The organism is Paracandidimonas lactea, assembly GCF_021653995.1.
Taxonomy (GTDB): domain Bacteria; phylum Pseudomonadota; class Gammaproteobacteria; order Burkholderiales; family Burkholderiaceae_B; genus Allopusillimonas; species Allopusillimonas lactea.
The window spans coordinates 473904-497259 of record NZ_JAJJOZ010000002.1 but is presented as its reverse complement, the minus strand read 5'-3'; the positions used below and the strand labels follow the sequence as shown (position 1 = coordinate 497259).

Genomic DNA, 23356 nt, shown 5'->3' with positions numbered 1-23356 from the left:
GGGTCGGTTCATGCAGGCCCCAAGAAAAAGGGCGGCTCATGCGGGCCGCCCTTGCTTTGTTACTGCTCAGCCGTGATGGCCTCTTACCCCAATTGCGAAACGTCGCGCACCGCGCCGCGATCGGCGGATGTGGCCAGCGCAGCATAGGCGCGCAAGGCCTGCGACACCACGCGCTCCCGGCCTACGGGCTTCCAGGCTTGGCTGCCGCGCGCCTCCATGGCTGCGCGGCGTTGGGCCAGCACCTCGTCGGACACAGCCAGGTGGATCGTGCGCGCCGGGATATCGATCTCAATGGTATCGCCGTCTTCCACCAGCCCGATCGTGCCGCCCTCGGCCGCTTCGGGCGAGGCATGGCCGATCACCAGGCCCGACGAACCGCCCGAAAAGCGCCCGTCTGTCAGCAGCGCGGCGCTGGCACCCAGGCCCTTGGACTTGAGGTAGGAAGTGGGATACAGCATTTCCTGCATGCCGGGCCCCCCCTTGGGGCCTTCATAGCGGATGATGACCACATCGCCGGCCTTGACCTGGTCGCCCAGGATGCCTTCCACCGCGTCTTCCTGGCTTTCATAAACGCGGGCCACGCCGGTGTAGCGCAGAATGCGCTCGTCAACGCCTGCGGTCTTGACGATGCAACCGTTGACTGCCACATTGCCATACAGCACCGCCAGGCCGCCGTCCTGCGAGTAGGCATGCTCCCGGCTGCGGATGCACCCTTTTTCGCGGTTCAGGTCAAGTTGCTTGTAATAGTTGTCTTGGCTGAAGGCCACCTTGCTGCGCACGCCGCCGGGCGCCGTCTTGAAGAAGGTTTGCAGGTCTTCAGAAGCATTGGGCTGGCTAACGTCCCAGTTTTCGATGGCCTTGCCCAGCGTGCCACTGTGCACGTTGCCCGCGTCCAGGTTGAGCAGACCGGCGCGGCCCAGTTCGCCCAGGATGCCGAAAATGCCCCCAGCGCGATGCACGTCTTCGATGTGGTACTTGTTGGTGGCGGGCGCAACCTTGCACAGGCAGGGCACGCGGCGCGAGATGCGGTCGATGTCGGACATGGTGAAATCCACGCCGGCTTCTTGTGCCGCAGCCAGCAGATGCAGCACGGTATTGGTGGAACCGCCCATGGCCACGTCCAGCGTCATGGCGTTTTCGAATGCGCCGAACGACGCGATGCGGCGCGGAAGCACCGAGTCGTCGTCCTGCTCGTAATAGCGCTTGCACAGCTCAACGATGAGCGTGCCGGCCTGCTCGAACAGGCCCTTGCGCCGCGCATGGGTGGCCACAATGGTGCCGTTGCCCGGCAGCGCCAGCCCCATGGCCTCGGTGAGACAGTTCATGGAATTGGCTGTGAACATGCCCGAGCACGATCCGCAGGTGGGACAGGCGTTGCGCTCGACCTCGGCAGCTTCGGCGTCCGACACATTGGGGTCAGCGGCGCGGATCATGGCGTCAATGAGGTCGAGCTTTTCGACCACATTCATAGTGCCCGGCTCGTATACCTTGCCGGCTTCCATCGGGCCGCCGGAAACAAACACCACCGGGATGTTCAGGCGCATGGCGGCCATCAGCATCCCCGGCGTGATCTTGTCGCAGTTGGAGATACACACCATGGCGTCGGCGCAATGGGCGTTGACCATGTACTCGACCGAGTCGGCAATCAGTTCGCGCGAGGGCAGCGAGTACAGCATGCCGCCGTGCCCCATGGCAATGCCGTCGTCCACGGCAATGGTGTTGAATTCTTTGGCCACACCGCCCGCCGCCTCGATCTGGCGCGCCACGAGCTGCCCCATGTCTTTCAGGTGCACGTGGCCGGGAACGAACTGTGTGAAGGAGTTGACGACGGCAATGATGGGCTTGTTGAAGTCGCCATCCTGCATACCGGTGGCGCGCCAGAGGGCGCGCGCGCCGGCCATGTTGCGACCATGGGTCGAGGTGCGTGAGCGATATTGCGGCATGAGATTCTCGGAGTTGAACGGCTGCCAGTGCGGCAGGTGAAAAGAGCCTTATGATAATCCATTCAAATTCAACCCTCAGGAGACAACGTGACTCAGCCCGCCGCTTCCCCCCGGGAACCCCTCGCCTTGCGTCAAGACATCCGCCGCCTCGGTAAAACCCTGGGGGAAGTCATCAGAGAGTGCGAAGGCAAGACGGTGTATGAAGCCATCGAAAAGCTGAGGCGAGCGGCGGTGAAGTTCCGCCGCGAAGGAGACCCCCGCGACAGCCGCACGCTGGCGCGGCAGATACAGCGCCTGGCGGACGAAGACTCGAATTCCGTGGCGCGCGCGTTCAGCTATTTTCTGCATCTTTCGAACCTGGCCGAAGACCGCGACCAGAACCGGCGCCAACGCACGCACGATCTGGCGGACGGCGCACCCACCCGCGGCAGCCTGCGACACGCGTTGGCCCTGCTGCATGAGCAGGGCATCAGCAGCCGCAAGGTGCAGCGGTTTCTGGCGCAGACGTGTATCGTGCCCGTGCTCACTGCCCACCCCACTGAAGTACAGCGCAAGAGCACGCTGGACCTACACCGCGAGATTGCCGCGCTACTGGCCCACGCGGACGATACGCTTACACCCGCCGAACAACGGCACGCCCAGCTTCGCCTGACGGGCCTGGTGTCCACGTTGTGGCAGACGCGCATGCTGCGCCGCCAGAAACTGACCGTCGTCGACGAGATCGACAATGCCCTGAGCTACTACCACAGCACGTTCCTGAACGCCCTGCCGCGGCTGTACCAAGACCTGGGCGAGTGCCTGAACCCGCCCGCAGGGTCAGCCTTCGATGTCAAGGCCGCCCCGCTGCCGCCGTTTCTGCGCATGGGCAGCTGGATAGGCGGCGACCGCGACGGCAACCCAAATGTCGACGCGGCCACGCTGGAGCAGGCGCTGCTGCGCCAATCCACCGTCATCATGCGCCATTATCTCGATGAGATGATTACGCTGGGCACCGAGTTGTCGCTGTCCCGCGCGCTGGAGAACGCGAGCCCCGAGCTCTTTGCACTATCGCTTGCCAGCCAGGACGCCTCCGCCCATCGCGCCGACGAGCCCTATCGACGCGCCTGCATCCATATCTACGCCAGGCTGGCTGCCACGGCGCAGGCGCTCACTGGCCGCGCGCTCGCCACGCGGCCCACTTACGACGCGCCCGCCTATGCGGGCCCCGAGGCCTTTCAACACGATCTGCAAGTAATTGCGGACTCGCTCGACAGACACCACGGCGCCGTCATCGCGCAGTTGCGCCTTGCGGGCCTGATACAGGCCGTCGCCATCTTCGGTTTTCACCTCGCCACGGTCGACCTGCGCCAGAGCTCCGACGTGCATGAACGCGTGATCACCGAGCTGCTGCACAAAGCCGGCGTGCAATGGAACGGCAAACCCGCCGACTACACCAAGCTGAACGAGGAGGATCGCGTCGCGTTGCTGCGCCGCGAAATCCGCGAGCTGCGTCCGCTGGTATCGCCATGGATTGCCTATACACCCGAAACCGAAAAAGAACTGGCCATTTTGCGTATGGCCGCCGCCTGCCGGCACAAATACGGGCATGCCGCCATTCAACAAGCCATCGTCTCGCACACCGAAACCTTGAGCGATCTGCTGGAAGTACTGGTACTGCAGCAGGAAACAGGGCTCATCGCCCCCATGCGCGATGGCGATGACGCCCCGGCGGGGCTGATGGTGGTACCCCTGTTCGAAACCATACCCGACTTGGCGCGCGGTCCCGACATCATGGCCGCCTGGCTCGATATTCCCGACGTGGCGGCGCGCGTGCGCGGCGCGCAGCACGGTATCCAGGAAGTCATGCTTGGGTATTCGGACAGCAACAAAGACGGCGGCTACCTGACGTCGAATTGGTCGCTGTACTGCGCAGAACGCCGGCTGGTGCAGGTTTTCGACACGCGCAAGACGCGCCTGCGGCTGTTCCACGGCCGGGGCGGTTCGGTGGCGCGTGGCGGCGGTTCGAGCTTCGATGCCATCGTGGCGCAGCCGCCTGGCACCGTAAACGGGCAGATACGGCTTACCGAACAGGGCGAAGTGATTCAGGCCAAGTACAAAGACGCCGAAGTGGGCCGCTGGCACCTGGCCAATATCGTCGCGGCCACACTCGAGGCCAGCCTTGCCCCCGCGTCATCCAGCGCACAGGCAGAAGACGACAACATGGCGCGCTTTGGCAGCGCACTCACCTTCATGTCCGACATCGCCGAGCGCAGCTATCGGGATCTGGTTTATGGCACCGAAGGGTTCAACGACTATTTCTTCGCTTCCACGCCCATACTCGAAATCGCCGGCCTGAACATCGGCTCGCGCCCCGCCTCGCGCAAGGCCAACCAGCGAATTGAAGATCTTCGCGCGATTCCGTGGGGGTTCTCGTGGGCGCAATGCCGTGTGATGCTCACCGGCTGGTATGGCATGGGTTCCGCGCTGCGCGCGTATGTCGAGCAAGGCTGCGACAGCGCACCCGCCACGCCCGCCAAGCGCTTGGCGCAATTGCGCGAGATGGCACAGGTATGGCCGTTCTTCCGTACCCTGATCTCCAACATGGAGCAGGTACTGGCCAAGACCGATCTGGAAATTGGCCGTCGCTATGCCGCGCTGGTGCCCGATGCTCGGCTGCGCAAAAAGGTTTTCTCGCAGATCGAAGCCGAGTTTGCGCTCACGCTCAAGATGTTTAGCGACGTGGCACAGCGCGAGCTGCTGGATGAAGAACCGACTCTTCGGGCGGCGCTGACCGAGCGCTTTGCGTATATTGATCCGCTCAACCACCTGCAGGTAGAGCTGCTGCGCCGCCATCGCCAGGAGGTCGGCAAGCCCGGCAAGGAAAGCGACGAAGAAAGCCGCAGCCAGCGCGCCATCCACATGACGATCAACGGTATTGCGGCGGGGCTGCGCAATTCGGGCTGACCCATGCACAATGGGCCTGCCACGGGCGGGTGCGCGCGGCCACGCGCTTTCGGTTGGCCCCGCGCACACCGCATGATCAAATCATCGAATCGCCGTTGCGGCGCGCCGCCCGCATATCGCGGACCAGGCTGATCAGCAGCATGGCCAGAACACCCGCGGACAGCAACGGCCAGATCAGAACATAGCTTGAAAGCAATAGGGACATAAACATTCTCCTCAATCGTCGTTAACCAACACTAAAAGCGCCTAGGACAGTATCGAGGCAGCCGCCAAAGGCGGCATGCCCCGTCACTTTGCTACCCGCGCGCATGCGCCAGCTCGGCGGCGGCGCGGCCCTGCGCAGATACGGGTTCCGCCGCCTGCGTCTCCTCATCGAAGGAGGTGACGCGCTCATTCAGCAGACTGAAGTCAAAGTTTTCATTGCTGCGCCAGCTCATGGCCGTGCAAATGAACGCACTCACGCCATAGGCGGTCAGCGAACCCAACAGCACGGTGTAGTCGCGCAGAAAGCCGATGGTGTAGGGCAGCGCAATGGCGCCGGCCAGCAGGCCCAGCGCAATAGCGATGCGGGGCTTGAAGAACGCAAACGCCATGAGACCAATCACCACGGCAAGGCCGACCGTTGCGCACAACTCAAAGAACAGGCCAGCCAGGCCATCGAGGGGCAGCAGTTCAAAGCGCGCCACCGTAAACAGCAATACGGCCACAATCACCGACGTCGTAAACGCGCGGTTGGTAACCTTGCCCCAGTAAAAGCTGGCAATCACCGGGAACACGATGGCACCCCACAACGCACCCACAAACACCAGCATCACCAGGATGTCGAGCTTCAGGCTTGCGAACACCACACCCAGCATGGTTGCCACCACCATCGTGGCGCGGCCCCACCACAGCATGCGCGCAGGGTCAACCTTACCCTTGGCGATGTTCTTGCCATAGATATCCGTCATCATGATGGACGACAGCGCAGCCAGATCAGAGTCGGCTGTGGACGAGAGCGAGCCGATCACCAGGATAAAGAACAGTGCAATACCCGCTGGCGGCAGATACGTGGACGCCATCTGCGGGATGATGTTGTTCATGTCGCCATCGGCCGGCTGCAGGCCAACGAACAACGCTAGCAGGCCCAGCATGCCCAGCCCGATGACCACCGCGCCATAGCCCAGCGTGGCAGTGAGAAAGGTAGGCTTGATCAAGTCTTCGCGCACCGCGAAAAGACGCTGCGCAATGGTCTGATTGCCGATCGCATAGGCCAGCACGGCCACGAAATACGGTGCGCCCTGCTCCAGAATCGCCTGTGTGGAGAAGAAATCCTGCTGCTCCAGCGACAGGTTGTGCATATTGGCGATCAGCATGTCGGTGCCACCCGCGTTGAAGAAAATCACCGGAATAATGACCACCGCCGCCAAAATCATGGCCACGAGTTGCGCGAAGTCTGTCATCACCGATGCGCGAAAGCCCGACCACAAGGTATACGACAGCACGCCCAAGCCGGCGATCAATACGCCCTGGATGAAACTGAGCGGGCTCAATACCGACACCAGCGCGCCGGCCGCCGTGAAGTTGACCATCAAGCTGATACAGCTGCCCACCAGGTTCGAGACGGCCATGATCAGCTGGCTGGAGCGGCCATGACGTGCCTGCAGCACCTCGGCCAGCGTATGGGCGCGCGGGGCCAGCGCGCGAAAGCGGCGCCCGAAGGGGTAGATGAACAGAATCATCAGTGCGCCCCACATGCCGTAATGCAGCGGACCCGAGAGGCCGTATTTGTAGCCCGAAGTCGCGCTGGCGTAGAACGAGGCGGCCCAGATCCAGGTGGCGATCATACTGGCGGCCGAGAGGCCAAAGCCCACCGAATTATTGGCGACCATATAGCCGTCCACGTTTTCTTTCTTTTGCCCAATCAGCAGCGACATCAGGAAGGTCAAGCCATAGAACCCCACCAGCAAAAGCAAGGTGGACGATGTGGAGAGCTGAAAAAAATCACCCTCATGCATAGCGATGTTTCTCCTTTGTGTTGCATGCAGGCGCCGGACGCGCGCAAGCCGGCTGGCCCGCGCGGGGGCTACCCTGCGGTCCGGCATGGACGACACATCTTTGGTGCCTAGTCTGCAGCAGCAGGCAAATGCAAACGCACGCGCCGACGAAGCCGGTATGCGTCAAGAAAGCCTGATACTGCGGCGCCAGCCATAAAGGGCTGGACGGTTGTTCCGCGGCCTGATTGAGGCCGGGTGTACGGGTTTCGGCGTGAAGCCGGGCCACTGCGTAGCGGCCAATTGACTGAGGGTTGCCCCCCAAAAAACATTACCGGTTGATACCGCCCGCGATGATTGCAGGGCTGCCGGGTAATGACTGCCAGCATTCTACTGCTATATCATTTGCATGTCTATCATTTCATCAGAAATCATTTCCAGGCTTACGTCCCGACACGCCGGGCGACATGTCTGAGGATACGTCTGACGCGACATGCCTTTGCTGCGATACAGTAGAACAACACACCGCCAGCACAGGGACCGGGCGGGGCCCGGCAACGGCCGCCGGCGCCCCTGCCACCAGGCGCTGATGAGCGGCCAAGGCACTAGCGTAGCGGCAACGCCGTTGGCTGTGCCGTCGGCAATCGCAATGGAGAATGCGATGAGTCACCGTGAAACGTTTGCATATTTCATGCGGGCCATGCTGCCCGCAGCCTCCTCGAGTTCCACAGCCTCGCGTCTACCCCTGCTGACCGGCGAAGGCGCCCTGCCCTCCGTCTATGCAGTTACCCCTTTTGCGACAGCGGCCATCGGCACCGCCGCCAGCGCATTGGCAGACTACATCGCGCTACGCTGGGGCCGGCGGCCCGAGGTCAGCACCGACGCGCGCCTTGCTTCGTTCTGGTTCCAGACTTCGCTCAGGCCCATAGGCTGGACAGTGCCTGCCGTGCGCGATGCCGTCACTGGCGATTACCCTACCCGTGATGGCTGGATACGCATTCACGCCAACATGGCGCATCACCGCCAGGCGGCTATTGCAGTGCTGGGCTGCGCCCCCGAACGCGACGCAGTGGCAGCAGCCATTGCCCACTGGGACGCGGAGCCGCTGGAGCGAGAGCTAGTGGCCGCGCATGCCTGCGCCGCCGCCATGCGCTCGCGCACGCAGTGGATGGAACACGAGCAGGGCCGGGCCGTGATGGCCGAGCCGCTCTACCACATCACCCGCTACGTAGCCGCGGATCCGGGCGCCGAAAGCGCTGCTGATACTGATGCACGTAGCAAAGCAGCGGGCGGCGCCATCCGTGGTGCCACCAAGCACACTGATGCGGGCGCCAGCGCCGCGTCCGCCACGGGCACACCCGCCTGGCGGGAAGAGGACGGTGGGCATGCGACCCTCGCCTGCCCCGCGCGGCCATTGGCGGGTTTGCGGGTGCTGGATCTCACGCGCGTGCTGGCTGGCCCAGTGGCCACGCGCTTTCTGGCTGGCTATGGCGCCACCGTGCTGCGCGTCGATCCGCCCTGGTGGTCGGAACCGGGCATGGTGCCCGAAGTAACGGTGGGAAAACGCTGCACAGAACTGGACATCCGCGACCCGCGCCAGCGTGAAACCCTGCTGGCGCTGCTGACAGGCGCGGATGTGCTGGTGCATGGCTACCGCGCCGACGCGCTGGAGCGGCTGGGCCTGGGCGAGCGCGAACGCCAGGCGATACGCCCCGGCCTCGTGGATGTATGCCTGAATGCCTATGGCTGGACAGGCCCATGGCGCGCGCGACGCGGATTCGACAGCCTGGTGCAGATGAGCAATGGCATAGCCCACGCCGGCATGTCGCATTATGGCAAGGACCGCCCCACGCCCCTGCCCGCGCAATGCCTGGACCAAGCGTGCGGCTACCTCATGGCCGCCGCGGCGCTGAGAGGCCTGTCCATGCGCCTGGCGCAACGGCAGGGCAGCGCCACCCGGTTATCGCTGGCGCGCATGGGCGAACTGCTGGTTACCCGACAGGCCGGCGATGCCGGCCCGCTGGCGCCCGAAACCGATGCGGACCTCGCCCCCGCGACGGAATATACCGCTTGGGGCCCCGCGCATCGCCTGCGCCCTCCTTGCCAGATCGAAGGTGCTCCCATGCGCTGGGACACACCCGCGAGCGCCCTGCGCGGCAGCGAGGCTACTTGGCCCACCGAGGCTTGAGCGTGCGCCGCTCACCGTTTGCGGTACGCACTAAGCGCGTGCGCCCTCCAAAAACCCGGCCATAAAAATACCCCAAAGGTTGGACCTACATCCAACCTTTGGGGTGCGGCTCAAGGTGCGGCCGTGCTTGTAACTTGGCGAGCCGCGTGTATCAGTCGTCTGTTGCCAAAGAAGCTGTGGCGATACCCTTGCGCTTGCGCAGGTAGCGCAGCAGCGGCGGCACGACAACAATAAACAGCGACACGATCCACAAGCCCTTGGAAATGGGGCTTTCGACCAGAATTGACAGCTCGCCGTTGGTAATGGATAGCGCACGGCGCAGGTTCTGCTCCATCATATCGCCCAGCACTACACCCAGCACCAGCGGCGCCATCGGCAGGCCGGCCTTGCGCAGCAGGTAGCCGATGCTGCCGATCACAGCGGCCATGGTCAGGTCGAAGGTGCCTGCGTTGATGGCATACACACCGATATAGCTGATGGCCAGAATGCCCGGCACCATCAGCCAACCCGGTACCGACAACACCTTGGAGAACACCCGCACCATCGGCACGTTCATGACGAACAGAATGACGTTGGCGATAAACAGCGATGCGATCAGGCCCCACACCAGTTCAGGTTTGGTATCGAACAGAACCGGCCCCGGCGTAATGTTGTACAGCGTGAGCGCGCCCATCATCACCGCCGTGGTGCCCGAACCCGGCACCCCCAGCGTGAGCATGGGCACAAACGAACCCACTGCGGATGCCGTGGCCGCCGCCTCGGGGGCCACCACGCCGCGCATGTCGCCCCTGCCGAACTTGGCATCGGGATCCTTGGCTTCGACGATGCGCTTTTCGTTGGAGTACGCCACCGCCGCGGCCACACTAGCTCCCGCACCCGGCAGCACGCCGACCAAAAAGCCAATAAAGGCACTGCGCGCGACGCTCCATCTGGTGAAGATAAGCTCTTTCAGGTTGAACAGCTTGCGGCCTGATGACTCCACTTCCACATGCTGGCCCGACACCACTTTTTCGAGCATTTCGAGCAGCTCGGCAATGGCGAACAGCGCAATCACCACGACCACGAAATCGATGCCGTCGAACAAATGCACCGAATCAAAGGTGTAGCGATAGACGCCCGAGTTTGAATCGACGCCCACCGTTGCAATCGCCAGACCTATCATGGCAGACAGCGCGCCTTTGACCGGCTGGTTGCCCAGCAGGCTGGTCAGGCAGCAGAAAGCAAAGATCATGAGCGCGAAGTATTCGGCCGGGCCGAAGGCCAATGCCCACTTTGCCAGCAGCGGCGCCAGCAGCACAATGCCGAACACCGAAACGAACGACCCGCAGAAAGCCGACCAGGCCGACAACGAAAGCGCCACATTGGCCAGCCCCTGGCGCGCCAGCGGATAGCCGTCGAGCGTGGTCATGATGGCACTGGCCTCGCCCGGCACGTTGATCAGGATGGCGGTGATGCGGCCGCCGTACTCGGCGCCCACATACACGGCGGCAAGCAGGATCAGCGCGGTTTCGGGCGGCAGGTTCATCGCGAACGCGATGGGGATCAGCATTGCCACCCCATTGATCGGGCCCAGGCCCGGCAGCACGCCGACCATGGTGCCCAGAAAAGCGCCGATGAGCGCCACGGCCAGGTTGGACCAGGAAAAGGCAACCCCGAAGCCCAGTTGGAGGTGAGAAAGGATGTCGCTCACAGGAATACCTCCAGCAGACCGAGCGGCAGTACAACGTCGAGCACTCGATCAAACAGGACGAAGAAGAAAACGCTCATGATCAAGCCGCCCAGCGCTACCTTGCCCCATGCGCCGCCGAACAGGCGGCCGATGAGGACAGTAACCAGCAGCGTAGCGATGATGAAGCCCAACACATTGAACAGCAGCGCATAGGCGATGCAGTACACCACCATGAGCATGATGCGCGTGTTGGCGCCCGACGGGTTGCGCTCGGCCGTGAACTGCCCCTTCAGGAGCAGCCACAGCCCGCACAACCCAATGCACAATGCCAGCAGCATCGGGAAGGTGCGCGGCCCGACAGGTTCATACGAGAACGGTGCCTCGATGCCCCAGCCGAACCAGGCCATGAGCGCCGCAAAGACAAGCGCGGCGAACCCAAGATAGCGGTCAGTCATGATTTACTTCTTGATCAGGCCAAATTCGTGCGCCTGGGCGGCGTAGGCCTTGACACGCTCCTTCACGAACTTGTCGAGATCATCGCCCGACTTGCGGAAGGGGAACAGGCCAAGCTTCTTCTGCAGTTCGGCGAACTTGGGGTCTTGTTCCATGTTGCGGAAGGCCTGCACCCACCAGTTGTAGGCCTCGTCAGACACTTTGGGGCCGACATAGAAGCCACGGATGATGGGCCAATCGATATCGAAGCCCTGCTCCTTCGCGGTGGGGATGTGGGACATTTCACCCGGCAGGCGCTCTTGGCTGAACACGGCCAGTACACGCACCGGCGCACCGCCCTGCAGCAGGTTATAGGCTTCGGCCGCGTCGCCCATATAGGCCTGGATATGGCCGCCGCGCAGTGCGGTGGCCGATTCGCCGCCGCCCTCAAACGCAACAAAGCGCATCTTGCGGAAATCCACGCCCGCGGCGCGCGCCGTCAATGCGGCTTTCATCCAGTCCTGGCTGCCGACGGTGCCGCCGGCGCCCAGCACAATCTTGGTGGGGTCCTGCTTGAGCGCGGCCATCAACTCGCCCAGCGTCTTGTAGGGGGAATCGTCGCGCACGATGGCCACGCCGTAGTCGGCGCCAACGGCCGCGAGCCAGCGCACGTCATTGACGTTGTACTTGCCGAACTTGCCTTGCGCGAGGTTGAGCAGCGAACCGCCCGAGAACGCCACAATGGCGTTGGCGGCATCAGGCTTCTGGCCCACAACGTGGTTGTAGGCCACCGCGCCGATGCCGCCCGGCATATAGATGATGCGCATAGGTTCGGTGATCTGCTTGGTGGCTTCCAGGCCTTCCTGCGCCAGGCGGCAGGTGAGGTCGAAACCACCGCCCGGCTGGGCGGGCGCGATACATTCGGGGCGGCGCGGCGCATCGGCGGCCGCAGCGGCCCCCGCAGCCATTACACCGCCGGCCAGCAACAGGCCAGAGAGCAGTTTATTGAGCATGGAAGGTTTCATGGTTCGTCTCCAGTCGATGTGTTCTCGCCTTTGCTCTGCCGCAAAGGCGTTCAGACAATCAGCAATCGGCACTGCCCCTTATGGGGCAGCTCGACGGGCAAGCGTACGCAAGTAAACCTTTCCAGTGGCTTTCAGATTGACAGCTTTCTTTGATCCGACGCCTCTTCAAGGGGGGAACCTAGGGAAAATACTAGGGTTGCACGACAGCCACGGCCCCCGGATTCGATCCGGAACTCGCCATTGAGCTGCTGCATGATGGCGTTGACGATGGCCAGGCCCAGGCCTGCGCCCGAGGTGTTTTTGCCGGCTTTGCCGCGCCGGAAGCGCACGCCGGCCTTCTCGATGTCATCGGCTGTCATGCCCGGCCCGTTGTCCTCCACCGTGACGTACGCGCGGCCGTCTTCGGCGCGCACGGCAAGCGTCACGATGCCGCCAACGGGCGTATAGCGAATGGCGTTATCGACCAAGTTGGAGACCGCCTCGCGCAGCAGCCATTCGGGCGCGGCGATGCGCACCGCGCCATCGGGGCAATCCAGGCCCAGATCCTGCCGCCGGGCCCGCGCCGCCGGATAGAGCTGGCGCACCACGTCGTGCGCCAGTGCAACAAGATCCGTGTCCTCGGGCTCATCGACGAGCGCGGACAAATCACGCGCCCGCGCCAGCGAAAGCAATTGGTTGGCGGTACGCTCAGTGCGCACCAGCCCTTCTTCCATGGCTTTGAGTGCAGCCCGTATCTCGCCCGGATCGGATTCGCGCAGGGCATAGCCCAGTTGGGCGCGCAGCACGGTGAGCGGGGTTCGCAGTTGATGCGACGCATCGTCCAGGAATTGGCTCTGCAGGCTGGCCTGCCGCTCGTAACGGGCCATATGCAGGTTGACCGCCTTCACCAGCGGCTGCACTTCGGCGGGGATATTGTGCGCATCAATCGGCCTGAGGTCGTCGGCGCTGCGCCCCTCCAGTTCCTGTTCCAGCCGTGTGAGCGGCCGCACAGCAAACAGCACACCCAGCACCACAGTCAGGATTACCGTCAGCACGCCCACCAGATCGCGCTCCACTGAGCGCCACATCATCGAGGTAATGAACACTTCGCGCGTAGAGATGTCTTCGCCCACCAGCACGATTACACGCCCGCCCGGATTGTTGAACAGCGGCGGATCCATGGGGCGCGCCATGGCGGCAATGCGTATGCGCTCGCCGAGATAAGTGACGGTGTAGAAGCGGGGCACGTGGGATTGCAGCGCTTCATCCGGCAGCGGCAACTGCTGGTTGCCGATCTCGGCCAGGCCATCTTCTGTCATGACGCGGTAGTAGACGTTCTCGTTGGCCGTCAGCTCGAAGAACTCGAGCATCTGGTAGGGCAGCTCCACCGACAAGCCGCCGCTTTGCGTGGAAATCAGATGATCGATGGAACGCAGCGCGCCGGCCAGCGAGCGGTCGTAGGCGATATCGATCTGCTTGCGCAGTTCGTGATTGGACAGCCACAGCGCGGCCGTCATGAATACCACCAGCGCCGGCACAAGCGCCCAGAGCAGGATGGATTTGAGGCTGCGCGCGCCGCCCGTTGACCGTTCAGGCCTCACGCGCCGGCTCCAGGCAATAGCCCATGCCGCGCAGCGTCTCGATGTGCGTGCCGGTATTGACCAGCTTTTTGCGCAGCCGATGCACCAGCACCTCGATGGCCTCAATGTTGATGTCGTGGTCGTCGGGGCTGATGCGGTCCAGGATGTGCTGCTTGGAGACGGGCTCGCCACTTTTCTGGATCAGCACCTTGAGCAGCGCGAATTCGCGCGGCGAAAGCGCCAGCGGCTGCCCGGCGGCCAGAAAGCGCTGTGCGGACGTGTCGAGCACCAAATCCCCCAACGCCAGCCGAGGATGCTCGCGCCCACGGCTGCGCCGTATCAGCGCCACCAGCCGCGCCTCCAGCTCTTCGATAACAAAAGGCTTGCGCAGGAAGTCGTCCGCCCCCTTGTGCAGCGTATCGATGCGTTCGACCAGGGAATCGCGCGCGGTGAGTACCAGCACGGGGGTGCGGTCGTCGCGCGCGCGCAGGCGCGACAGAAAGCTGTGGCCATCCATGCCGGGCAGGCCCAGATCAAGAATGATTGCATCGAACTCTTCGACCGCCATGCGGCGCTCGGCAAGCTCGGCATCGTCGGCCCAATCGGCGATGAACCCGCCGTGGCGAGCCAGGCTGCGCGTCAGCCAGCGGGCAAGCTCGCTTTCATCTTCAATAAGCAGAATGCGCATGGCACAAAAAAAGGACGATCGATGCGCGCCAGTTTAGCTCGAATCGATCGTCCGGCATTGTGCCGCGTTGGAGGATCAGCCTTTGATGCCCTTGACCGTGCAATCGCGCGCGACAACGGTTGCCGCGCCTTGCGCCGCCTGTTGGCTGGCGCCGGGATATGCCGCCTGCGTATCCCGTGTAAGCATCCGACCGTTCGCTTCGCCGACGGTGTCATAGGTGAATTTCTCGGTGGTCCAGGTGTAGCCATTGCCACGGAAAGTATTGCCGACCATATCCGCATTGCTACTGGTGGCGCGCGTAAGGTCGACCACCTGATTGTCAAAGAGAACGCGGGCGCTCAGGGCTTCCTGCCCCTGGAAAGTGTACTGCGCGGACAGCGCCTTGCTGCCGGCGTCGCAGTCGTACTCGGCGGTCTTTTGCGCAAGATTATCTTTATCGCGCGTGGTGCCGCAGGCCGCCAGGCCGGCGCACAGCACAAGACCCAGGGTGGCGGTGAGGGTACGGTTCATGGAGACTCCTTGCATTTTTGTTCCAGGCCACACGGCCTGCTCGTCGATTTTTTATACCACCTGCTCGCGCACCAACGCCTTGACCATGTAAGCAGCCGTGTCGAATTGCCGCGCCCTGAGACGGCCTGGCGTGTGAGCGCGCCCTGTCGTAGCATCAGGTATCAACCATTACCGGGCAGGATGCGGCTTCACGACAACACATTGCTGGAAACTGCTTTTTTCCTATACTTGCAGCGTCATCTGCTTGCAGCGTCACATTCTTGCTGCGCCGCCTCTTGGCTGCCCAAGCGCCAACTGCTTCACCTCTTTTCACAGCCTCATAACCGAAGAACCAGGCATGCACGCTCCCAACCGCCGCAAACTCAGCACCTGTACCGTGTATATCGCCGCCGGGGCTTATCTCGCACTCTGGCTCGTCTTGGCCCTGCATCCCGCCGACCGCCCAACCTGGATGCTTGAAAACGCCATCGTCATCGCACTGGCCGCGATACTCTGGGCTACACGGCGGCTGTTCCAGTTTTCCAATGTGGCGCTGCTGCTTATCCTTGGCTTTCTGTCGCTGCATGCCGTCGGCGCGCACTACACCTACTCCAACGTGCCGTACGACCAATGGTGGACAACGTTGGCCGGCCACAGTCTGAACAGCGTATTTGGCTGGGAACGCAACCACTACGACCGCCTCGTGCATTTTGCCTACGGTCTGCTGCTGGCCTATCCCATACGCGAGTTTTTCCTGCGCATCGTCGAGGTACGCGGTTTCTGGGCCTATTTTCTGCCGCTGGATTTCACCCTCAGCACTTCTGCACTCTATGAGCTTATTGAGTGGGGCGCCGCGGAGATTTTCGGCGGCGATCTTGGCATGCAGTACCTGGGCACACAAGGCGATATATGGGATTCGCACAAAGACATGGCGCTGGCTGGGCTGGGGGCGCTGATTGCCATTGTGCTTACACTCGCAATCAATCTGCTGGCGCGGCGCGACTTGGCTTGGGAATGGTCAAATGCATTGAAGCAGACGCGGCTACACTAGCAGCGCGGGATGCGCCGCAATGCCTCAGGCACAGCGGCACATGCGCGGCGCGCGGCTATGCAGCAACGGAGCGCGCAGCATTCACGGTACACACGGTATTTGCACCCTTCATGATTGATAAAACCAGGAAGAGACCATGACTTTGAAGAAAACCGCACTGGTGACCGGCGCCGGTTCCGGCATCGGCAAAAGCGTTGCACTGGCCCTGATGGCCGACGGCTACGCTGTGGCGCTGGCAGGCCGCCGCGAAGACGCCCTGCGGGCCACTGAGCAGGAAGGCCGCGCCGTGGGCGGCGAGGCACTGGTCGTGCCGACCGACGTGAGTGATCCGGCCTCTGTGGATCACTTGTTCGCCACCATCAAAGACGCCTGGGGCCGGCTCGACCTGCTGTTCAACAACGCCGGGATCTTCAACCGCCCCGTTTCGCTCGAAGAGCTGCCGTATGAAGACTGGAAAAAGGCTGTCGATATCAACCTGACCGGCGTATTTCTGTGCACCCAGGGGGCATTTCGCATGATGCGCGACCAGAATCCCCGCGGGGGGCGCATCATCAACAACGGCTCGATTTCCGCCTACACACCGCGGCCGCACGCGGTATCGTACACAGCCACCAAGCATGCCATCACGGGCCTGACCAAAGCCACGTCGCTGGACGGCCGCAAATACGATATTGCCTGCGGCCAGATCGACATCGGCAATGCCGCCAGCGAGATGACGCAGGCCATGAACACCGGTGTACTGCAGGCAGACGGCGCCACCCGCGCGGAACCGCGCATGGACGTGTCCCATGTGGCCCGGGCTGTGGTCTATATGGCCAGCCTGCCGCTCGACGCAAACGTGCAGTTCATGACCGTCATGGCCACCAAAATGCCGTATATCGGTCGAGGCTGATACGCAGACCACGCTGGCCACCGGGTCTATCGGCGGCCAGCGGCCCGGCAGCGCTATAGTGGCAGCATGAATCCGGCCCGTGCTCGGGCCGGCGCAGCCACCTTTATTCTCCACGGGCTCGCTCATGACATTCCCCGCATTCTACGACACCGTCCCCGCCATTACCCTGCACGATCCGCTGGCGCATTTGCTGGGCGCCAGCGATGACGGCCAGATCCGCTACGGATATGCCGACGTGGTTCGCCTGGCCGGCCACTCTTGCCCAACGGTGGCGGGCGCGTATCTGATGACGCGCGCGGCGCTGCGGGCGCTCTACGGCGATGCACCCGCGCAGCGCGGCGCCATCAAGGCCGAGTTTCGTGATGGCCAACTCAATGGCACCACGGGGGTGGTGGCCAATGTGGTCAGCTTCATTACGGGCGCCACAGCCGATAACGGCTTCAAGGGTATCCGCGGCCACCACGACCGCCGCAATCTGTTGTTCTTCGATGCGCCGATCAACGGCAGCATCCGCTTTACCCGGCAGGACACGGGGCACAGCGTTACCGTGTCGTTCAATGCCGGCCTTGTGCCCGCCCCCGCCGAGATGCTGCCTGCCCTACTGGCATCTGTTGAGGGCACCGGCACACCCGAGCAGGCGCGCGCTTTCGCAGACATGTGGCAGGATCGCGTGCGCCGCATCCTGGAACAGGCCGATAACCCCGGCCTGATTCAGGTGCAGTAAATGCGGGAGCCGTACGCACGGGCGCAATAGGCGCGCACGCGACAAGCGCAGTGGCGGTCGGGCGGGTTGCACTCAGCGCGAAAACAACACCGGTATTGTCATGCTTTCCAGTATGGTGTTGGTGGCACCACCCAACACCCACTCGCGCAGGCGGCTGTGGCCATAGGCCCCCATCACAATCAGATCCGCATCATTGTCCGCGGCTGTGTTCAGGATGGTCTCGCCCACGCCCGTAGCGCTGGTGTCGCGAGTGATCTGTTTCGGTGTCGGGTAACCATGGGCCGCGCAATAGGCCACCAGCTCGCCCCCGTTTTCGGCATAGTGCCGCATGCGCGTAGAACCCGCATCCATGCCCAGGACAAACAGCTTGCTGGCATGCTGCAGGATCGGTGCGGCATCACCCAGCGCGCGGGCCGACTCGCGCCCGCCGTCCCAGCAGCACAACACGCGCTCACCCACGGCCTTGTTGAAGGTACCGGCCGAAGGCACCATCACCACCGGCCGCCCAGTAGACATCAACACCTCGGCCACAAACCCGGGGCCGCTGCCAGCCTCGCGGTCGTCGATGTTTTCCTGGCTGATGACGAGAACGTCCGCATAGCGCGCCTGGCGCGCCAGGAACTGTGCCGGCGTGCCGGTTCCCGTCAGCCACGTGGACTGCACACCGTGGTGCTTGGCAAGCCCGTGGAACTCGTGCTCGACGCGTGCTTTTTCCTGTTTCTGCTTGGCTTCGAGAATGTCGAGCGCCTGCCGCATCATGCCTTCCGCCGCAGGCGTGTAGGCAGGCAGCAGATAGCTGGCGTATAGGCCAAGCAGAACGGCCTGATGGCGGGTAGCCATGGCCAGCGCAAACTCCAGGCGGCGCCGGCTGTCGGCGCCAAGATCCAGATGCACGGCTATTCGACGTAACATGTGTACGCTCCTTGCGAATTGAACACGGCAACGCGCAATGCCTGCCAGTGCGCTGCCCATGGCGGGAAACATCCTGACCTACTGGATATAGCTTAGCGCCAAATGCAAGGCTGTACACAGATGGCCTTATGGCTAATCATCCTACGTCGTTGTGAGGTTCTGGTAGCCGCATCGCAGCCAGCCAGCGAGCGCGGGCCGGCGCGCCAAGCTATATGCGGCGCCGGATATACCCCGCCACTTCCGCCAACAAGGCTCCCAGGTTCCGCTGCAGGGTGACGAAGCCCTCATTGCGCTCGCGCGTGGCTTCATCCATGTAGACAGGCCGGCGTATCTCGATCTGCAGACTGTGCCGCCGCTGCGCCGGCTGGCCGATCTGGGCGATGAGCTGCACGCCTTTGTAGGGGTCGTTGCGCGCAACCGTATAGCCCAGATCGCGCAGGCAATCTTCAATACAGCCCACGAATCCGGGCTCACAGGTTGTGCCATCGCGGTCGCCCAGCACAAAATCCGCCAACGGTCGGCTGCTGTCCATGCCCAGCCGCGCGTAGGCATCGTTGGGCATGGAATGCAGGTTCAGGTGCCACAATGCGCCAAAGGCCTCGTAACGCTCCTTGACCGCCTGCGCAATCGCTGCATGATAGGGACGATAATAATGCTCGATGCGGGTGCGCACCTGTGCAACCGTCAGGCGGCGGTCATAGATCGGCGTGCGCGGATCCATGCGTGTCCACACCAGCCCCTTGCCCAGGCGCGTCTTCTCTCCCGGCTGCAACGGCTCATGCCACACACCGTCCAATGCGTCCGGATCCAAGTCCTGGAGCGTACGGTTAGGGTCGATATACGTGCGTGGGAATGTAGCTGCAATGAGTGTGGCGCCAACACGCGGGGCAGCCTCCCAGAGCTGGTCCACATGTGTATCCTCGCCCTGGCGCAGCAGCGCCATGGGCGCCGCCGCGTTGAAGTCGGCCGGATACACCGTGCCGCTGTGCGGCGAGTCGCACACCAAAGGGATCACCGGCCCCGCCGGGTCAATACGAATGAATGGCGGATTCGGGCCCGTGCCTGACATCATTTCTTGTTTGCCTGAACTTGAATGTTGGCTTTTTGCGCTACCAAGGTATAACGCTCAATGGCTGCCTTCATCTGCGCGGCAAACGCTTCCGGCGAGTTAGTCATGATCGTCGCGCCCACATTGGCCGCGCGTTCCTGGAAGGCCGGGTCTTGCGTCACTTTGCGCACCGATGCGTTCAGCTTCTCAATGACCGCCTTGGGTGTGCCCGCGGGCGCCACCAGGCCGAACCAGCCGCCCGTGCCCATTTCGGGGTAGCCAAGCTCAGCGTAGGTAGGCACATCAGGCAGCACTTTGCTGCGTTCTGCGCCCAGCACAGCCAAGGGGCGCAAGCGCCCTTCCTGCAGATGCGGAAGCGTCGAAGACAGGTTGTCGGTGATCGAATCCACCTGGCCGGCCAGCGCGTCGTTCAGTGCCGGGCCCGCGCCGCGGTAGGGCACATGCAGCAGATCGATACCCGACAGCATCATGAAGTTCTCGATGTTGGCATGGCCCAAAGAGGCCACGCCCGGCGAGGCGAACGAATACTTGCCCGGCTGGGCCTTGGCCAGCGCAACGAATTCCTTCATCGTCTTGGCCGGCACCTTGGGGTTGACGGCAAACACGCTGGGAACACCCATCACGTTGGAAATGGGCGCAAAATCCTTGATGGGATCGTATTTCAGGTTGGGATAAATGGCCGGGTTGGAACCGTGCGTGCTTACCGTTGCCATGCCGATGGTATAGCCATCAGGCTGGGCGCGCGCAATCTGCTCCGCACCCAGCGCGCCGCCCGCGCCTGCCTTGTTCTCGACCACCACCGACTGCCCCAGATCCTTGCTGAGATACTCGGCGATCAGGCGCCCCACCAGGTCTGTGGAGCCGCCAGCCGCGAACGGCACAATCAGGCGAATGGCATGTGAGGGATAGGCGTCCGCCGCGACAGCGGCCGGCATAACGCCAAATGTGGACAGCGTGGCGCCCGCAAACGCCAGACAGGCCAACTTCGAACGATAAGCAGACATACGGTTCCCCAATGAGTAGTAGTAATGATGTTGAAGTATCGGCAATTCAGGTGGCCGCAACAAACGACTAGAATGCAAGTTATCATTACATTCTGTCATGTTCGGTCGATTGTCTGATATGTCATCGGGTAATCGCCCGGGCTGGCGATGCCGCGGCATTCATGTACCTGTTTTTCGCGGGCTGCGTTCAACGCGGCTTCCTGTATTTACCGACGCGTTTCAACTTCCGTCCATGCGCATACACTCGCCGTCCATGTCCGAACTACATGCCTTCGTTACCGCGGTACGGCTGGGCAGTTTTACCCGGGCAGCCGACGCATTGTGCCTGACACAGGGTGCGATCAGCCGGGCCATCGCTCGCCTGGAAGCGCACTTCGGCCAGCCGCTGTTGCAGCGGAACGCACACGGGCTTGCACTCACCGCTGCGGGCCAACAACTGCTTGACGCCGTGGCGCAGCCCTTACAGGTTATCGAGGGGGTGTCGGCCCAGTTGCGGGCAGGCTATTCGCGCGATGCCTTGTGTTTGGCTGTCGTCCCGACACTGGCCAGCGTGTGGCTGGTGCCGCGCCTACCCGCCTTCCATCAGCGCCATCCCGACATCGCGCTGACATTCGCCGCCTACCGGCGTGATGAGGATTTTTCGGGGCTTGCGCCAGATGCCGCGATATTGGCCGGTGTACCGGGCCAATGGCCGCGGCTGCATTGCGATTACATCATTGGCCGCGATGTGGTGGTCATCTGCCACCCCGATAGGCTCAAGGCACGGCGCGCTGTTGGCCGCTGGAAGAAACCGGCCGAACTGCTGGACGAACCGCTGCTTTACCATGCCAACGCGCGCGAGAACTGGCGGCAGTGGTTCGCCGCCGTGGGCGTCGACACCACGCCCACGCTGTCCACGGGGATGGACCAAGTATCCATCATTGTGCGCGCCGTCATGGCTGACATGGGCATCGCTGTGCTGCAGCGCTGCCTTGTGCACGACGAAATCGAATCGGGCCACGTCGCCGTACCGTTCGATATCCCGGTTTCGATTCAGCATGGCTATGTACTGTGCTACCCAGAGCGGCACAGCCATCATCCCGCACTATCTGCGTTCCGCGAATGGCTGCTGGAGGTTGCCGCCGAGAGCTGACGCGGCGGCAACAACCCGTACCTCACGCAACCCGCACCTCACTGTTTCATCAAGCCGGAACCCATGGCGCCCCGCCCATTGCGCAGGCCACGCACCCTTCGCCACACCAGCGCCAAAAGCGGCCAGAACAGCATGGCCAGCGCCAGCGTGGTGATTGTGCCAACCAGCGAATTAGACCAGAACAAGTGCAGACCAGTGCCGGGGCCCAACATCGCCTGCCGGAAGGCGTCTTCCATTCTGTCGCCCAGCACCAGTGCCAGCACCAGGGGCGCGAGCGGATAGTTGAGCTTCTTGAGCACGTAGCCGACCACCCCGAACAACAGCATGTACCAGACATCCAGCATGGCATTGTTGACCGAGTAGGCGCCAATCGCGCACACCACAATAATGATGGGAGCCACAATCGCGAACGGAATGCGCAGAATCGCCGCGAACAGCGGCACCGTACTGAGCACAATGATCAAACCTACGAAATTGCCCAGATACATGCTGGCGATCAGGCTCCAGACAAACTCTTTCTGCTCCACGAACAACAGCGGGCCGGGCTGCAAGCCCCAGATCATCAGCCCGCCCAGCAGCACCGCCGCAGTGGCCGAGCCCGGGATGCCGAGCGCCAGCATGGGCAGCAGGGCAGATGTGCCCGATGCGTGCGCCGCCGTTTCGGGCGCCACCACGCCTTCCAGTTCGCCGGTGCCGAACTTGTGGCCATTGCGCGAAAAGCGCTGTGCCAGCCCATAACCCATGAATGATGCGGCCGTGGCGCCGCCCGGCGTCACGCCCATCCAGCACCCCACCAGCGTGCTGCGTATCAGCGTGGCCCAGTAACGGGGCAGCTCGCGCCAGGTTTGCAGCACGACTTTCAAGTTGATGCGGCCGTTCTTGCCTTCGAACTTCAGGCCCTCCTCCATGCTGACCAGAATCTCCCCGATGCCGAACAGACCGATCACCACCACCAGAAAATCAATCCCGCGCAACAGACCCGGCATGCCAAACGTCATGCGCAGTTCGCCGCTCACAGTATCCATGCCGATGGCGGCCAGGCCGAAACCCAGCATCATGGCAATCACCGTCTTGAACGGCGTCTTCTTGTCAGTGCCCACAAAGCTGCAAAACGTCAGCAGGAAGACGGCGAAAAATTCCGCCGGACCAAACTGCAATGCGAACCGCGAAACCATGGGCGCCAAGAAGGTAATCAGAAGCACGCCCGACAACGCGCCCACGAACGACCCGGTGAACGAGGCGGTGAGTGCATTGCCGGCCTTGCCTTGCTGCGCCAGCGGATAGCCGTCGAATGTGGTGGCCACCGATGACGTCTCGCCGGGAATATTAAAGAGTATTGAGGTGATTGCGCCTGCAAAGAGCGACCCCCAATAGATACAGGACAGCATGATGATGGCGGACGTGGGCGGCATGGTGAACGTGAGCGGCAACAGGATCGCCACACCGTTGGGCCCGCCAAGGCCGGGCAGCACACCAATCACCACGCCCAACACCAGCCCGATCAACATCATGCCAATGTTGTACCAGCTCAGCACCGTGCCAAAACCATGAAACAACGCGCCTAGTTCATCCACAACGATTCTCCGGGTCTGTGTGCTTGAATCGCCGCAGCTGCCGCAACGGCCGCAACTGCTTCAATCACGTCAATCGCTGAAATTGCTGC

General features: G+C 62.8%; 19 protein-coding genes. 6 read left to right on the top strand and 13 right to left on the bottom strand.

What is annotated here, in order from left to right:
• Nucleotides 1-83: 83 nt before the first annotated feature.
• A complete protein-coding gene (gene ilvD / locus LOL23_RS06190) occupies nucleotides 84-1943 on the bottom strand; it encodes a dihydroxy-acid dehydratase (protein WP_160978099.1) in 1860 nt (619 codons plus the stop codon).
• Between the two features lie 87 nt (nucleotides 1944-2030).
• On the opposite strand from ilvD, the gene ppc reads away from it, so the two are divergent.
• Nucleotides 2031-4886 carry a phosphoenolpyruvate carboxylase gene (gene ppc / locus LOL23_RS06185; protein WP_237173285.1) on the top strand — a complete coding sequence of 952 codons (2856 nt, stop codon included), beginning with the start codon at nucleotides 2031-2033 and terminating at the stop codon, nucleotides 4884-4886.
• 76 nt (nucleotides 4887-4962) lie between these two features.
• Here the strand turns inward: ppc and LOL23_RS06180 are convergent, their stop codons facing one another.
• A complete protein-coding gene (locus LOL23_RS06180) occupies nucleotides 4963-5091 on the bottom strand; it encodes a putative transporter small subunit (protein ID WP_237173284.1) in 129 nt (42 codons plus the stop codon).
• Between the two features lie 91 nt (nucleotides 5092-5182).
• Nucleotides 5183-6883 (bottom strand): sodium:solute symporter family protein, encoded by a 1701-nt coding sequence (locus tag LOL23_RS06175; RefSeq protein WP_160978103.1) that lies wholly within the window; start codon nucleotides 6881-6883, stop codon nucleotides 5183-5185.
• Between the two features lie 637 nt (nucleotides 6884-7520).
• Here LOL23_RS06175 and LOL23_RS06170 point away from each other — a divergent pair.
• A complete protein-coding gene (locus LOL23_RS06170) occupies nucleotides 7521-9047 on the top strand; it encodes a CoA transferase (RefSeq protein ID WP_237173283.1) in 1527 nt (508 codons plus the stop codon).
• Nucleotides 9048-9198: 151 nt separating this feature from the next.
• Here LOL23_RS06170 and LOL23_RS06165 read toward each other — a convergent pair whose 3' ends face one another.
• The 6 genes from LOL23_RS06165 to LOL23_RS06140 all read right to left on the bottom strand — a co-directional run bounded on the left by LOL23_RS06165 (nucleotide 9199) and on the right by LOL23_RS06140 (nucleotide 14930).
• Nucleotides 9199-10737 (bottom strand): tripartite tricarboxylate transporter permease, encoded by a 1539-nt coding sequence (locus LOL23_RS06165; protein ID WP_160978105.1) that lies wholly within the window; start codon nucleotides 10735-10737, stop codon nucleotides 9199-9201.
• Complete coding sequence (locus tag LOL23_RS06160; RefSeq protein ID WP_160978107.1) at nucleotides 10734-11171, bottom strand: tripartite tricarboxylate transporter TctB family protein; 438 nt, start codon at nucleotides 11169-11171, stop codon at nucleotides 10734-10736. The genes LOL23_RS06165 and LOL23_RS06160 overlap by 4 nt, the downstream gene beginning before the upstream one ends.
• Nucleotides 11172-11174: 3 nt before the next feature.
• Nucleotides 11175-12161, bottom strand: coding sequence for a Bug family tripartite tricarboxylate transporter substrate binding protein (locus LOL23_RS06155; RefSeq protein WP_237173332.1), 987 nt, complete (start codon nucleotides 12159-12161; stop codon nucleotides 11175-11177).
• A 143-nt stretch (nucleotides 12162-12304) separates the two neighbouring features.
• Nucleotides 12305-13669, bottom strand: a complete 1365-nt coding sequence (locus LOL23_RS06150; protein WP_160978626.1) for a sensor histidine kinase — start codon at nucleotides 13667-13669, stop codon at nucleotides 12305-12307.
• Nucleotides 13670-13742: 73 nt separating this feature from the next.
• Nucleotides 13743-14420: a response regulator gene (locus LOL23_RS06145; protein WP_160978111.1), complete on the bottom strand. Its 678-nt coding sequence runs from the start codon at nucleotides 14418-14420 to the stop codon at nucleotides 13743-13745.
• A 75-nt stretch (nucleotides 14421-14495) separates the two neighbouring features.
• Nucleotides 14496-14930, bottom strand: coding sequence for an ACP-like domain-containing protein (locus LOL23_RS06140; RefSeq protein ID WP_160978113.1), 435 nt, complete (start codon nucleotides 14928-14930; stop codon nucleotides 14496-14498).
• Nucleotides 14931-15267: 337 nt separating this feature from the next.
• On the opposite strand from LOL23_RS06140, the gene LOL23_RS06135 reads away from it, so the two are divergent.
• The 3 genes from LOL23_RS06135 (at nucleotide 15268) to LOL23_RS06125 (ending at nucleotide 17576) form a co-directional block, all read left to right on the top strand.
• Nucleotides 15268-15960: a DUF2238 domain-containing protein gene (locus tag LOL23_RS06135; protein WP_160978115.1), complete on the top strand. Its 693-nt coding sequence runs from the start codon at nucleotides 15268-15270 to the stop codon at nucleotides 15958-15960.
• 136 nt (nucleotides 15961-16096) lie between these two features.
• Nucleotides 16097-16852, top strand: coding sequence for an SDR family oxidoreductase (locus LOL23_RS06130; protein ID WP_160978117.1), 756 nt, complete (start codon nucleotides 16097-16099; stop codon nucleotides 16850-16852).
• Between the two features lie 124 nt (nucleotides 16853-16976).
• Nucleotides 16977-17576 carry an FmdE family protein gene (locus LOL23_RS06125; RefSeq protein WP_160978119.1) on the top strand — a complete coding sequence of 200 codons (600 nt, stop codon included), beginning with the start codon at nucleotides 16977-16979 and terminating at the stop codon, nucleotides 17574-17576.
• 72 nt (nucleotides 17577-17648) lie between these two features.
• On the opposite strand, the gene LOL23_RS06120 is transcribed toward LOL23_RS06125, so the two are convergent.
• The 3 genes from LOL23_RS06120 to LOL23_RS06110 form a co-directional block, all read right to left on the bottom strand.
• Nucleotides 17649-18488 carry a universal stress protein gene (locus tag LOL23_RS06120; protein ID WP_160978121.1) on the bottom strand — a complete coding sequence of 280 codons (840 nt, stop codon included), beginning with the start codon at nucleotides 18486-18488 and terminating at the stop codon, nucleotides 17649-17651.
• A gap of 208 nt (nucleotides 18489-18696) precedes the next feature.
• Complete coding sequence (locus tag LOL23_RS06115; protein WP_160978123.1) at nucleotides 18697-19560, bottom strand: N-formylglutamate amidohydrolase; 864 nt, start codon at nucleotides 19558-19560, stop codon at nucleotides 18697-18699.
• Nucleotides 19557-20561 carry a tripartite tricarboxylate transporter substrate binding protein BugE gene (locus LOL23_RS06110; protein ID WP_160978125.1) on the bottom strand — a complete coding sequence of 335 codons (1005 nt, stop codon included), beginning with the start codon at nucleotides 20559-20561 and terminating at the stop codon, nucleotides 19557-19559. Before LOL23_RS06110 ends, LOL23_RS06115 begins: the two co-directional genes overlap by 4 nt.
• Nucleotides 20562-20793: 232 nt before the next feature.
• On the opposite strand from LOL23_RS06110, the gene LOL23_RS06105 reads away from it, so the two are divergent.
• On the top strand, nucleotides 20794-21693 hold the full coding sequence (locus LOL23_RS06105) for a LysR substrate-binding domain-containing protein (protein ID WP_160978127.1): 900 nt from the start codon (nucleotides 20794-20796) through the stop codon (nucleotides 21691-21693).
• Nucleotides 21694-21731: 38 nt separating this feature from the next.
• Here the strand turns inward: LOL23_RS06105 and LOL23_RS06100 are convergent, their stop codons facing one another.
• On the bottom strand, nucleotides 21732-23267 hold the full coding sequence (locus LOL23_RS06100; protein ID WP_160978129.1) for a tripartite tricarboxylate transporter permease: 1536 nt from the start codon (nucleotides 23265-23267) through the stop codon (nucleotides 21732-21734).
• Between the last annotated feature and the right edge of the window lie 89 nt (nucleotides 23268-23356).